The organism is Terribacillus jepli, assembly GCF_047228925.1.
Taxonomy (GTDB): domain Bacteria; phylum Bacillota; class Bacilli; order Bacillales; family Amphibacillaceae; genus Terribacillus.
The window spans coordinates 239,213-251,991 of sequence record NZ_JBFEGH010000001.1 but is presented as its reverse complement, the minus strand read 5'-3'; the positions used below and the strand labels follow the sequence as shown (position 1 = coordinate 251,991).

The 12,779-nt window shown below is 44.4% G+C and carries 12 protein-coding genes; 4 read left to right on the top strand and 8 right to left on the bottom strand.

Annotated elements, in window-relative coordinates; translation table 11 throughout:
- Positions 1 to 5 precede the first annotated feature (5 nt).
- A complete protein-coding gene (locus tag AB1K91_RS01295) occupies positions 6 to 278 on the top strand; it encodes a transposase (RefSeq protein ID WP_489686326.1) in 273 nt (90 codons plus the stop codon).
- Here AB1K91_RS01295 and AB1K91_RS01290 read toward each other — a convergent pair.
- Positions 273 to 986, bottom strand: a complete 714-nt coding sequence (locus AB1K91_RS01290) for a LytR/AlgR family response regulator transcription factor (protein WP_413087523.1) — start codon at positions 984 to 986, stop codon at positions 273 to 275. The two genes, AB1K91_RS01295 and AB1K91_RS01290, sit on opposite strands and share 6 nt — an antisense overlap.
- Entirely contained in the window at positions 958 to 2,739 is a 1,782-nt protein-coding gene (locus AB1K91_RS01285) for a LytS/YhcK type 5TM receptor domain-containing protein (protein WP_413087522.1), read from the bottom strand. The genes AB1K91_RS01290 and AB1K91_RS01285 overlap by 29 nt, the downstream gene beginning before the upstream one ends.
- A 136-nt stretch (positions 2,740 to 2,875) precedes the next feature.
- Between AB1K91_RS01285 and AB1K91_RS01280 the strand changes: the two genes are divergently transcribed.
- Both AB1K91_RS01280 and AB1K91_RS01275 read left to right on the top strand, forming a co-directional pair.
- The gene (locus AB1K91_RS01280) at positions 2,876 to 3,079 is read left to right on the top strand and encodes a hypothetical protein (RefSeq protein ID WP_413087521.1); all 204 of its coding nucleotides are present in this window, start codon (positions 2,876 to 2,878) and stop codon (positions 3,077 to 3,079) included.
- Positions 3,080 to 3,639: 560 nt separating this feature from the next.
- Positions 3,640 to 4,383: an SDR family NAD(P)-dependent oxidoreductase gene (locus AB1K91_RS01275; RefSeq protein WP_413087520.1), complete on the top strand. Its 744-nt coding sequence runs from the start codon at positions 3,640 to 3,642 to the stop codon at positions 4,381 to 4,383.
- Between the two features lie 54 nt (positions 4,384 to 4,437).
- On the opposite strand, the gene AB1K91_RS01270 is transcribed toward AB1K91_RS01275, so the two are convergent.
- Both AB1K91_RS01270 and ftsW read right to left on the bottom strand, forming a co-directional pair.
- Positions 4,438 to 5,619, bottom strand: coding sequence for an FtsW/RodA/SpoVE family cell cycle protein (locus AB1K91_RS01270; RefSeq protein ID WP_413087519.1), 1,182 nt, complete (start codon positions 5,617 to 5,619; stop codon positions 4,438 to 4,440).
- Between the two features lie 2 nt (positions 5,620 to 5,621).
- The gene (gene ftsW, locus AB1K91_RS01265) at positions 5,622 to 6,752 is read right to left on the bottom strand and encodes a putative lipid II flippase FtsW (RefSeq protein ID WP_413087518.1); all 1,131 of its coding nucleotides are present in this window, start codon (positions 6,750 to 6,752) and stop codon (positions 5,622 to 5,624) included.
- Positions 6,753 to 6,938: 186 nt separating this feature from the next.
- Here ftsW and uppP point away from each other — a divergent pair, with 186 nt between their 5' ends.
- Positions 6,939 to 7,751: an undecaprenyl-diphosphatase UppP gene (uppP, locus tag AB1K91_RS01260; RefSeq protein ID WP_413087517.1), complete on the top strand. Its 813-nt coding sequence runs from the start codon at positions 6,939 to 6,941 to the stop codon at positions 7,749 to 7,751.
- 43 nt (positions 7,752 to 7,794) lie between these two features.
- Here uppP and AB1K91_RS01255 read toward each other — a convergent pair whose 3' ends face one another.
- The 4 genes from AB1K91_RS01255 to AB1K91_RS01240 all read right to left on the bottom strand — a co-directional run bounded on the left by AB1K91_RS01255 (position 7,795) and on the right by AB1K91_RS01240 (position 12,317).
- Complete coding sequence (locus AB1K91_RS01255) at positions 7,795 to 9,141, bottom strand: gluconate:H+ symporter (RefSeq protein WP_413087516.1); 1,347 nt, start codon at positions 9,139 to 9,141, stop codon at positions 7,795 to 7,797.
- A gap of 98 nt (positions 9,142 to 9,239) precedes the next feature.
- A complete protein-coding gene (gene pdxA, locus AB1K91_RS01250; protein WP_413087515.1) occupies positions 9,240 to 10,250 on the bottom strand; it encodes a 4-hydroxythreonine-4-phosphate dehydrogenase PdxA in 1,011 nt (336 codons plus the stop codon).
- A 13-nt stretch (positions 10,251 to 10,263) separates the two neighbouring features.
- A complete protein-coding gene (locus tag AB1K91_RS01245) occupies positions 10,264 to 11,550 on the bottom strand; it encodes a four-carbon acid sugar kinase family protein (protein WP_413087514.1) in 1,287 nt (428 codons plus the stop codon).
- Positions 11,550 to 12,317 carry a DeoR/GlpR family DNA-binding transcription regulator gene (locus tag AB1K91_RS01240; protein ID WP_413087513.1) on the bottom strand — a complete coding sequence of 256 codons (768 nt, stop codon included), beginning with the start codon at positions 12,315 to 12,317 and terminating at the stop codon, positions 11,550 to 11,552. The genes AB1K91_RS01245 and AB1K91_RS01240 overlap by 1 nt, the downstream gene beginning before the upstream one ends.
- Positions 12,318 to 12,779 lie beyond the last annotated feature (462 nt).

The window sequence follows — 12,779 nt, the reverse complement described above, 5'->3', positions numbered from 1 at the left end:
ATCGTGTGTATGAATGTGAGAATTGTTCTTATTGCCCACTGCGCACCCGGTGTACAAAAGCGAAAGAAAGCAACAACCGGAAAATCCCAGCGCAATTCCCCGCTCATAATAAGGAACTGCGGCAGCTTCCTGTCCAAGCACGTCGAAACTCCACGCACATTGATATTGTACTTCAGCGTTATCTGGATACATACAAGCGAGCTGAACCAATCTTTCATTTGCCTCTGTCAGGTGTCCTTCATTTCTCAATTGAATCGCCTCGGACAGCTCTCTCATAATCCAAACCGCTCCTTCACTTCTTTCACATAAGTCCTGCTTACCGGCACCTTGGAGCCATCCCCAAAAACCAGGTTATACGTGGAATTGAACCATGGCTCCAATGCTGTCACATGTTCAAGATGAACGATATAACTGCGATGGACTCGCATAAAAGCAGGTTCTGTCAGTTTCTTTTCCACAGATGCCAGTGGCTCATTCAAGTGAAAAAGCTTTTGATGTGTTTTTATCTGTGTTTTACCAGCCTGCGTTGTGATATAGACAATGGACTGGATATCCAGAAGGAAAATACGCTCATCCTCCATCACGGGAAGCTTCTTCATCGGCACTTTCTGCTCTGGAGCAGCTGGAATCATCCGCTGCAATTTATGTATGCATTGATTGATCCGCTGCTCATCGAATGGTTTGAGCAAATAATCGGCTGCATGCAACTCAAATGCCTGCAATGCATATTCATCATACGCAGTAGCGAATACAAAAGAAGGAGCCTTTGGCAGATTTTGCAGCTTCTCCGCTAGCAGTAATCCAGTTCCTTCAGCTAGTTCAATGTCCAAAAAGACGACATCAGGCGCTGCGCTCCGGATAGCCTCATAACTTTTGGTCAAAGTCGATCCTTCTCCGACAACCTCCACTTCTCCGCTGTTTTCCAATAGGAAGGCAAGCTCCTCTCGAGCGAGAGGCTCATCCTCGACGATAAAGGCTGTCATCATATGGTATCTCCCCTTTCTGATTGCTCGGCAGCTGAATACGGATAGTCGTGCCTTCGTCCTGCTTACTTGTAATAAGTAATTTAGCTTCGTGATTATAAATACCTTCCAGACGTTCCCGTATGTTCATCAGTGCTGTTCCTGTTCCTGTCGCCGAATCCACCGTCTGCCGACCCGCTTGATCCAGCTTATCCTGTTCCATTCCGTGCCCATTGTCTTTCACAGTGATATTGACATATTGGTCTTTTCTTTTGATGCCTACCATGATTGATCCGTCTGCTTCCGTATCACGGAATCCATGCTTTACACTATTCTCGACCAATGGCTGCAGCAGGAATGGCGGAACGAGCGTCTGCTCCAAGCCTGGTTCTATCTCCATCTGCAAGGTGAACTTTTCTGGAAATCTTGCTTGCTCCAGCGAGATATACGCCCTAATATGCTCAAGCTCCTTCTCAAGTGGAATCAGCATATGCCTTGCCCCCTGCAAATTGCTGCGGAAAAAGCGGCTAAGCTCCTGCAGCAGGCGGCGTGCTTGATTTGGGTCTGTTCTGCACAGAATGGATATTGTATTAATGCTGTTGAATAGAAAATGGGGGTGCACCTGTGCTTGCAAGGCTTTAATCTCCGCATCCTTCAGCAGTTTGCTCTGCTGCTCAGCTTCTGCAAGCTCGAGCTGTGTGGAAAACAGATTAGCCAACCCTTCTGCCAGCTCCTGTTCCACACGAGTAAGGTCATTTGGATTTGTAAAATACAGTTTCAGCGTCCCTACTGTATCTTCCCCGGCTCGAAGCGGCAGGACTACAGCTGCCTGCAGCGGACAAGTCGGATGAGAGCAGACGATTTCTTCCTGCGACCTGGCTGTCAGCACACGACCTTCGCGAAGCGAACGCTTTGTCAGTTCGGTGGCGAAACCATTTGTCGGCACATGATGATCAGAGCCGACACCAACATGAGTCAACACACCCTGTTTATCAGTAATCGCGATTGCATCAGCTTCTGTCCATTCCAGCATGATTTCGGCTACTTTATTACAGGAATCCGTATTCAGGCCTTGGCGGAAGTACGGCAAAGTACGGTCAGCAATGGCAAAAGCTGCATTCGTTTGCAGCGCTCGCATCCGCTCCTGCTCGCGAAGGATGATTTGGATGATCAGCATGAACAGAAGCATACCGATACCATTAATGACAATCATGGGCACTCCGATAATTTGCACAAGCTGCCAAGCTGGTTCCAACTCGGTTGCCAAAAGCAGAATCAATGCCATCTGGATGATCTCCATGGAAACGCCGATCAGAATGGCATATCCTGCTGTCGACTGCTTCCGCTGTTTGCGCCGTCTTCCGAGAATGCCCGCTGCCAATCCTGCCAGTACAGTGGATATTGCACAAGCATCTGCTGTGAAGCCGCCCAGGAACAGCCGGTGCACACCTGCAATCAATCCAATGCCCAATCCGACAAAAGGACCGCCAAGCAGCCCGCCAATGGTTACGCCAAGAATCCTTGTATTCGCAATCGCACTATCCGGCTCAATATCCAATAACCACGTATTGGCCATCCGGCTGTCTCCATGTATTTCCACGCCAGTATAATTACTCAACACACCAAAGAAACCAAAAATCAGCAGTAATAGCATTTTCTCTTTCATTGATTGGTTATGAAGAATCAATCGTCGAAACGCTTTCAATTGTGAAAAAAGGAAAACAGTTATCAGGATGATTCCCACTCGTTCAATCATCAATGGAACCAAGCTCAGCATGCTATCGCACCTCGCTGTTTGTATTACTACCATTTTATCGGAAAGTCTGCCAGTTTAACAGATAACACATAAAAATCAAAGCCGCTTTCTGTTATAATAGTACAAGTTTAACCGCTTATTAGGAGGCTGTTTACTTATGTTGATGAAGAACGCCCTTTACATCCTCTTCCTTGGATTACTTTGTATCCTTGCAGGGATAGGTGTCATGATTTGGGCTGGCGATAAATTTTATTTAGGGATTGCTTTATTCGTGCTCGGCCTAGTTTATGGCTTGGCAGGGACATTACTATACCGGAGAGCGAAAAAACGTGCTGCAACACAAACTGACTCCAAAGAATAATCGATGCCGTTTCATATTTCGTGGGGACACTTTTTGAGGCTTTGCACCGATTATAAAGGGAGATGGCGAAGCGGTAATGTCTTCGTACAACCCCTGACTATCTAGAAATCACTGGACAATCCGGATTCAGTCCAGCAGTTTTACCGAAAGCTCATTAGATTGCGTAACGAAAATTCAATCATGGTATACGTGATTTCGAAATCATACTCCATGATCATGATCAAATTTTTAGTTACTTGCTTCGGCTTGATGATGAAGAATGGACCATTTTGCTGAATATGACAGATCAAGCTGCTTTATACGATATCCCCAGCAAATTTGTGGATGATTGGGATAATAAGCATTGCGTCATCAGCAATTATCCACATGTGGATAATTACATGTCATGCAACCTTATGAAGCATTTGTGTATAAGTACATGAAATGAACCGAGGGTCACCTATCAGGTGATCTTTTTTATTGATATTTTTAAGATTGTGTCAATTTCTTGACTTGTTTCAACAATAAGTTCATCATAAAGTTGTAGGTTAAATTACCTAATACAATGGGGGTAGAGAACAATGGCAACAATCGAAGGAAAAGTAGCAATCGTAACTGGAGCAGCATCTGGTATTGGTCTTGCCACTGCTGAAGCTTATGCGAATAAAGGCGGTAAAGTAGTCATTGCGGACTACAATGCAGAAGCAGGACAAAGAGAAACCGACAGATTGAAAGCCGCTGGCGGTGATGTTTTATTCATTCAGTTCAATGCTGCAGAAGAAGATTCCATTAAAAACTTGATCGATCAAACAGTAGCACATTACGGCCAAGTTGATATTCTTGTTAACAATGCCGGTATCGGCGGCATGGGTGCTACTCATGAGCTGTCTTATGAGGAATACCGTAAAGTAATCGCAATCAACCAAGATGGTATCTTCCTAGCTTCCAAATTTGCAATTCAAGAGATGCTGAAATCAGGCGGCGGCGTCATCATCAATACGTCCTCTGTATTAGGCTTCGTTGCACAGCCTGGCGCATTCTCTTACAATGCCAGCAAAGGAGCTGTCAACACATTGACTAAATCCCTGGCTGTTGAATACGGCGATAAAGGCATCCGTGTAAATGCGGTAAATCCAGGCTTCGTGGAATCCGGCATGGTAAACAAAGAAGCGCTTGGAGACTTCTATGATGGACTTGTAGCAAAACATCCAATCGGCCGCCTGGGTAAAGCGAGCGAAATTGCCCACGCTATCGTATTCTTGACTGAAAATGATTTTGTAACTGGCGAAACACTTGTTGTGGATGGCGGTTACCTAGCTCAATAAATCCGAAAAAAAAGCCTGCAAAATGCATTGCAGGCTTTTTCCATTTGTTGAAGTCTAATCTTTCACTTTTTCAAAAAACTGATAGGCATATGTATTCCGCACGGACATGACTATCCCCAATAGGATCATATTAGAGAACAGAGAGCTGCCTCCATATGTCAAGAAAGGAAGCGATATGCCCTTGACCGGCAGCATTCCTTCCACCATACCGATATTCTGTACGATCTGGATTGTCAGACTTAATGCGAGCCCTGCGCATATATAGGTTCCAAAGGTATCACTCGTCTTTGATCCTATTTCCATTACCCTCCCTATCAAAAGGAAGAAGAGAAGAATAACTGCCGATCCGGTAAGAAACCCGCCTTCTTCCGCAATGGATGCAAAGATGAAATCAGTATGCTTCTCGGGTACATACACATTCCCTCCTTCTATTCCTTTACCCGTCAGACCACCGGTTCCAACTGCCAAGACAGATCTTCTGCTTTGAAAAGCTTGGTTGCGATTATCACTTGGATCCAGCCAACCAATAATCCGTTCCTGTTGATGGGGTTTTAGCTTCGGTATGACCTCCTCGTAAATTATCTCTGGTTTAAAGAGGAAGAAACAAACAATTATGCTGACAAGCAGTAACGGTCCCAAGATGCCTATAATCATTACAATCTTATTTAGTTTTATCATTCCTAACATCGCTGCTATTGCAAACATATAGAGCATCACCATACCTGTATCAGGCTGCTGGTAAACTAGTAGACTAGGGGGAATGGCAATCAGTAATATCTTGCCTAGGAGCAGCAAATCTTCCTGGATTGCGTGGTTGGGATATTTCTCCTTATGGTCGAATATCAATTTGGCTGCCAATAAAATCAATGCAATCCGGAAAAATTCTGATGGCTGAACAGAACCCACAAGCGGGATGCTGAACCATCTTTTGGCACCCAGTATGTTAGGAGCTATCGACTCAGGAGCGATTGTCAGGAAAAATAAAACTAACACGGAAACAATATAGAATGGCCAAGCCAGTAATCGAAGTTGATTCAAATCCAACAGCCTGAATAATAACAATAAGCTAAAGCCTATCATATAGTTGATGGATTGCCTCAACGCAAAGTTCTGGCTGCCAAATTGACCTCCGGATTGCGTGCTGTAAATGAATAAAATACTGATTCCGCACAGCAAACATAATATGGTCACGATTACCTTATCGATTTCGCCTAACCGTAATCTCTTTACAAACATATTTAATACCTTCTTTCCGCCAGGGAAATACTATGTTGTTTGGATTTTCGTGATATCTGTAAAATAATACCCATCGTAAACAGATTCACTATTAAAGAGGAACCACCATAACTTATAAAGGGTAAGGGAATCCCTGTTATGGGCAAAAGACCAGAAACCGCACCCAAGTTAAAGACTACTTGTACCATTATCTGAAACAAAAGTCCGATTGTAAGTAAGGTCCCAAAATGATCCTCAGCTCGTAAAGCTATGTACACTCCTTTTACTAAAAGGCTGAAATATAGGAAGAACACTATTACTAATCCTAATATCCCCAACTCTTCCAGAACCACCGCCATAATAAAGTCTGTATGGGCTTCAGGAAGAAATCCCAGCTTTTGCACTCCTCCCCCTATTCCTTTCCCGAACACTCCTCCTGAAGCAATGGCTTCGTATCCATTGATCAGTTGATAGCCTTTTCCCTCAGAATCACTGAATGGGTCCCGGAATGATAAAATACGTGCTAACCGGTAAGGTGCGGATACAGCTAAATAAATGACACCGCCAGAGCCGACCATGGCTATTGCCAGCAGATGACGCAGTTTAACTCCCGCGCAAAGCAGGATAAAGATGCAGGGGATCGCTATGGAAGTAGCAGTTCCTAAGTCCGGCTGCATGAGTATGAGCAGGAATACCATACCTAACAGTAAGAGCGGCGGCAGTACTTCATCTTTAAAACTGGTGAGTATTTTTTGTTTTTTTCCGTAAACAGATGCAAAATAAACGACCATCGTAAACTTAACGAATTCGGCAGGCTGAAGGACGATAGGACCAACCTGCAGCCAACGCTGGGAATTATTCCGCTCTTCTCCAAACCAAGGCGTGAGGACAAGCGTCAATACTAGCATTGATCCTATAACCAGAAGCGGACTCCATCGGCGGTATAGCTTGTAAGGTAAGAAAAAACCGCCAGACATAGCAAACAGGCCAATTAAAAAAGATATCCACTGCCGATGGAAAAAATAGGTTGATACGTCATATTTAACAGAACTCAACGGGTAACTGGCACTATATACCATGATCAAGCCGAATAAACAGATACATATGATGAAAAACAGTAATGTTTTATCTAGCTCTCTGATCTTAGATAACACATAAAGCAACTCCAATTTCAAAACATTGGCCAGAAGATTACCGGCTTCCGCAAGCATAGCGATATTGTTGACATTTTGTCAACAATATCGCTATTTTCCTTATGAAAGATTGACAAAATATCAACATTTCTATATCGTAGGCAAGTAGAAAACAAAGCTGGATAAATAATAGAGAGGAATTTAAATATGGATTTTTGGATTATGCTGGGGAAATATATCGTGTTAGGCATCATACAAGGAATATCTGAACCGATTCCCATCAGTTCAAGCGGACATTTAATCATTGCACAGCATCTGCTTGGTTTGGGTGTCGAAGACTTAAGTTTCGAAGTGGTAGTCAACACTGCTTCTCTTATAGCTGTAATACTTGTATATAAATCAGAAATCACCAGATTGGCTGTTTCCTCTTATCAATACCTTTGGAAACGGGAAGATTCACAGAAAGATGACTTTAAACTCGTCCTCTATCTCATTATCGGAACGATACCAGCTGCTGTTCTGGGATTTCTACTTAATGACTTTATCGGGGAAAATCTAAAAAGCACCTTCACCGTCGGCGTTGCTCTTCTGTTGACTGCAATATCTTTATTCTTCATCAGAAATATACAAGGAACGAAGAATATGCATAAAATGAGCTGGAAAGAAGCTCTATTGATAGGACTCGGGCAAGCGATTGCGCTCATCCCCGGTATCAGCCGCTCCGGAGCAACCGTCGTGACTGCCATGCTGACCGGATTGAACCGGGATACCGCTCTGATGTTCTCCTTTTTGCTTTATATTCCCGTAAGTTTGGGAGCGAGCATCCTTGAGATTCCCGATTTATTCCACCAGAATTTCACTTCTGAGAACTTGATTGCTTATGCCGCGGCATTTCTTGCCTCACTTGTATGCACTTATTTCGCACTGAAATGGTTCATTGATATCATGAAGAAAGGCAAATTGATTTATTTCTCCATCTATTGCTTATTCTTAGCGATTATCACTTTGTTTATATTATAAAAACAACACCCCGCCAAGGACGGGGTGTTGTTTTCTTATTGTTTTAAATGAAGATATCTAGAATCATTGTGAACACTAAACCTGAGACAGCAACGACTGTCGAAAGCACTGTATACGTACCAAAAGCTTCTTTCAATGTCATGCCAAGGGATTCTTTTACCATCCAGAATCCGGCGTCATTGACATGGGAAGCAATCGCACTGCCTGCTCCTGTCGCCAGTGCTACCAACTCCAGGTTCACATCCGGCATCGTTCCCAAGGACGGAATGACCAAGCCAGCCGTTGTCAGTGTCGCAACCGTACCAGAGCCAAGGCAGATACGCAGGATAGCAGCGACCATCCAAGCGAAGAACACTGGTGACATGGATGTATCGGCAAAGATGGATGCTACGTAATCACCAACACCACCATCGATAAGAACCTGCTTCAAGGCTCCGCCTCCACCGATGATCAACAGCAGCATACCAAGCGCATTGATGGCTGATCCACAGGAATCCATGAGTTTCTTGATTGGGATGTTTCTTCTTATCCCCATTGTGTATATCGCAACTAATAGAGAGATGACCATTGCTGTAGAGGAGTTACCCACAAAACGGATGATATCTATCAACAGATTGTTATCAAACTCCAGTTCCGATTGCAGGATATCCACAGCAGCACCGATTGCCATGAGGATAACTGGAAATAACGCAGTGAACACACTGATGCCGAAACCTGGCATCTCTTCTTCTTTAAAAGTTTTTGCGACGCCAAAGGATTCACTGCCCTCGCGTGTCCAAGCTGTCGGAACGATTCGTTTTGCAAGTTTAGGATACAGAATGCCTGCAAGGATTACGGTAGGAATTGCAACGATGATTCCATAAATCAGCATAAGTCCAATATTTGCACCATATTCCGCAGCAACTGCAGTCGGACCAGGATGCGGCGGAAGGAAAGCATGGGTTGCAAGTGCAGCTGTAACCATTGGCAACCCGAGATGGACGATGGATACTTTCAATTCTTTCGCGATGGAGAAGATGATCGGGATAAGCAAGACAATGGTTACTTCAAGGAACAAAGCAATACCAACGATGAAGGAAGCAAATAGAACAGCCCATTGAATCCGTTTTTCACCGAATTTATCGATAAGCGTAGTCGCAATCCGGTTGGCACCACCAGCATCAGCGATCAGACGGCCAAGCATGGCACCCATACCAAAAATCAGCGCAATATGCCCGAGTGTTCCGCCTAAACCGCTTTCAATAGAACCAACAACGTCTGACATCGGCATGCCAAGCAGTAATGCAACGATAAAGGAAACAATGATCAAGGACACAAATGTATTGAGCTTGAGACCCATAATCATGATAAGCAATAATAGTACACCTAAAGCTATGATCAGTAATGGCATGATGATTTCCCCCAAATATCTTTGTAAGTGTTTTCATTGTTGTCCGCCAGAAAGGAAGGATTAACGTATCCTTCCTTTCTGGCAGTATATTGTCTTGCTTACAGCGTCGTACGTGTGAAATTTGGTGCGTATTGAGCTGCAACTTTGATGCATTCTTCCATGCTGATGCTTTCCGCAATGTTCTTCCCTGCAATATCGAATGCCGTCCCGTGGTCAACGGATGTGCGCAGGAATGGCAGGCCATTTGTGATGGACACAGTACGATGGAAGTCTGTCATTTTTGCTGCGATATGTCCTTGGTCATGGTACAGGGAAAGAACTGCATCGTACTTACCGTTAAGTGCTTGGAAAAAGACAGAGTCAGCAGGAACAGGTCCAACTGCGTCGATGCCATCTTTAACAGCAAGCTCGATACCAGGTTTGATCTGTTCTACTTCCTCCCAGCCGAACAAGCCGCCTTCTCCGCTATGCGGGTTCAAACCTGCCACTGCAAAGCGGCGAGTCTGCACACCTAGACGTTGAAGTGCTTTGTCACAGCGGATCAAGTAATCTTGCACTCTTTCTTTTGTCATCTGTCCAATAGCATCTTTTAAAGAAAGATGACGCGTAAGGAAGAAGATGCGCATGCCGTTCACTTCGAACATTGTTAGCGGATCATCAGAACCAGCTAGATCTTCCAGCATTTCTGTATGTCCGATGTAAGGAACTTTGGCTGCTTTTAAGGACTCTTTGTTGATTGGTGTTGTTGCAAGAGCCTGCACTTGGCCATCCATCGCAAGCTCAACTGATTTCTTGATATATTCGAAAGCTCCCTGACCGCCTTGCGCGGAAACTTGACCATACTCTAGCTTTTCTATATCGATGTTATCCAAATTGATTACATCGACAGTGCCGAGTTCATATTTACCTTCTGAAGGTGCAGATACTTCGTTCACTTCCAGATTCGCATCAACGATTTCAATCGCTTTTTTAATAACCGCAGTGTCGCCGATGACTAATGGTTTGCACACATCATAGATTTCTTGCTTTGCTAATGACTTCATCGTGATTTCTGGCCCGATACCTGCTGGATCTCCCATTGGAATTGCGATAATAGCTCTTTCTGACATAATGTTTTCCTCCTTAAAATTTAGCTTCCAAATATTTCACACTCGTATAAATCGCCTTCGTTCCGCCAGCAGTTCCGCCTTTGGTCACGATTGGAATGCCATCCAGATAGCCGCCGATGAACTTTCCATAAGCAACTAGCGGCAAGATCTCATCCATCAGCTGAATTCCTTCCGCCCTGCTGATCGAACAGAGTGAAGCGGTTACATCTCCGCCACTGGAAAAACACCCGCCAATTTCAAACTCGCTTTCTTGCACCACTACTCTCGTAATTTTTCCTAAACCGTCAGCAATTCGCTTTGCTAATGCGTCCTGACTCACACCTTGCTTCTTTGCGAGCGTTTTCAAATCAAGGATCTCAGCACCCGGTGCATCAGTCGTAATCAGTAAGATGTCCTGTTTCTCCATCTCCTGCTTCGCCAAGGCAATGACCCGATCGACTTCTTTATCCCACACGCCATCTACGGTCGCCAGCTGCTTAGAGTCCACGTAGATAGGTCGCAAATTCGTCTTGTCAATCAAGTATTGGAGCTGTTTCGAGCTGTTTGATGTTACACTGCCGACTGTGACGATAATTTTCTTATCCTTCATTCTCTTGCGGCTGAAAGCTCTTGCGAATGCTGCTGTCAGCGGACCAGGATCAGCCGGCACCATCTGGTAAGCTTCCAGCTCAGCCATGGCCCCTGCCACTGCGTCAATGTCTTCATTCGTGATGACATCCGGCACAAGAATTCTGGCACCTGCATCAATTGCTTCCTGCATCTTTTGCTCGATAGCTTCCTTGCCTGCGAGTATTGTTTCCAGACCAATGCCTGCCACTGTGTATTTACTCTGTTTTTCTACCAGCTTCGGTACATGCGATTCTGTCACTGGCTTGACTGGATCCTTACCGACATCCGAAAGCTGAACCGGTACACCGTGAACGAGCAAGTACCCGCCGGACACGATTCGTCCGGAATCCGGATAAGCTGGTACGACAACAGCAACTGCTTGCGGTCCCAGCTCATCAAGCAGGGTATCAAGTTCGACACCGATGTTTCCGCGGACTGTACTGTCAATCCGCTTACAGACAATATCTGTCTCCCATTTCTTCAAATTCTCCGCGACCGTTTTCACCCGACGATGCGCGACTTCCTCTTTCACATAGCGACTATCCGTATCGACAATCACCCCATTGATCTGCTCCGAGGAAGGCAGGTGGTCGTAAAAGACCATCGTCGCAACGTCATATCCAAGCTTCGTCAGCTTAACACCAGTTCCATTTCCACCGGTCAGATCATCTGCAATTACACCAATCTTCATCAGGCTTCCTCCTCTGCTGCTACGACCTCCAAAAGCTCCGGTAATTCTCTCGGATGATAAGCCTTTATACCACTATCCGAAATGACACCGGATATTGCCTCCAAATCACAAACCTTAGCCAGCGCCTTCTGATCCAGCTTGCTCGAATCCGCCACCAGCCAAGTCGCTTGCGCTGATTCAACCATCAATTTCTTGATGGAAGCCTTCTCAAAGGTAGGCGCAGTCACACCGACTTGAAGATGGACGGCATGAGCACCCAGGAAAAACAAATCCACATGCAGATTGCGCAATGTCTGCTCTGTGAGCGGACCAAACAGCGCCCCGATATTGTTCTGCATCTCTCCGCCAGTCAAAATCACTTTGACTTCACTTTCCATCAGTTCAGCCGCAATCTTGATGTCATTCGTTACGACTGTCAAATTCCGCTTCTGCTTCAATAGCTTTGCGATTTCCAGTGTCGTCGTCCCCGAATCAAGCAGGATGGTAAAGTGTTCCTGGACCAACTCAACAGCACGTCTGGCAATCAAGCGCTTCTCTGCAGCATGCTTTCCTTCTTTTGCCTGGAAGGAAGACTCCATTACCAGCGGCTTATTCAGGATCGCACCGCCCAGCGTCCGAATGATCTGCTCTTGTTCCTCCAGGTAGTTCAAATCACGACGGATCGTCATGGCTGATACATTCAGCTCTGCTGCGAGTGCGTCAATATCTATTTTCTCATTTTTATTCAATTGTTCTAAAATCACATTTCTGCGTTCATTTGGCTGCATTAGACATCACCTTTTGTTAATCATGAACATCTTATGTGTTCATGATATGCTTATTTATGTTAATTGTCAACAACAAAATGTTAATAATTTTCATAATTAACATCACGATTGTTAATGAATCACAAAATCGACTATCTTGATGATTAAGGGAAACGATTTGCCGATAAAAATATTAACTATACCATGGTTATACTTATTTATTAAACTATTACTCCTGCTTCACTCTCCAATAAAAAAAACAATTATCTACTAAGTAAAGTATTTATATATCGGGATGGCGAGGGTCCCTTGAAAGTGGTTTACTATATGTGATTCTGACATTAATGTCAGCGGAACAAAACATATATTTATCAGACTGTGAAATGATAACAAATCATATGATCATTCATCACTATCTTCGTTCTTATTGGATACGCGTTATCTTACTACCTATTTATTTCAAAAGGCCATGTTAAAAAAGTG

What these genes read in the sequence shown, in the direction of transcription:
- AB1K91_RS01270 (WP_413087519.1), bottom strand. Translation starts at nt 5,619, where the DNA reads ATGTTTGTAAAGAGATTACGGTTAGGCGAAATCGATAAGGTAATCGTG.
- AB1K91_RS01245 (WP_413087514.1), bottom strand. Translation starts at nt 11,550, where the DNA reads ATGAAGATTGGTGTAATTGCAGATGATCTGACCGGTGGAAATGGAACT.
- AB1K91_RS01280 (WP_413087521.1), top strand. Translation starts at nt 2,876, where the DNA reads ATGTTGATGAAGAACGCCCTTTACATCCTCTTCCTTGGATTACTTTGT.
- AB1K91_RS01275 (WP_413087520.1), top strand. Translation starts at nt 3,640, where the DNA reads ATGGCAACAATCGAAGGAAAAGTAGCAATCGTAACTGGAGCAGCATCT.
- AB1K91_RS01240 (WP_413087513.1), bottom strand. Translation starts at nt 12,317, where the DNA reads ATGCAGCCAAATGAACGCAGAAATGTGATTTTAGAACAATTGAATAAA.
- AB1K91_RS01255 (WP_413087516.1), bottom strand. Translation starts at nt 9,141, where the DNA reads ATGCCATTACTGATCATAGCTTTAGGTGTACTATTATTGCTTATCATG.
- AB1K91_RS01285 (WP_413087522.1), bottom strand. Translation starts at nt 2,739, where the DNA reads ATGCTGAGCTTGGTTCCATTGATGATTGAACGAGTGGGAATCATCCTG.
- uppP (WP_413087517.1), top strand. Translation starts at nt 6,939, where the DNA reads ATGGATTTTTGGATTATGCTGGGGAAATATATCGTGTTAGGCATCATA.
- pdxA (WP_413087515.1), bottom strand. Translation starts at nt 10,250, where the DNA reads ATGTCAGAAAGAGCTATTATCGCAATTCCAATGGGAGATCCAGCAGGT.
- AB1K91_RS01290 (WP_413087523.1), bottom strand. Translation starts at nt 986, where the DNA reads ATGATGACAGCCTTTATCGTCGAGGATGAGCCTCTCGCTCGAGAGGAG.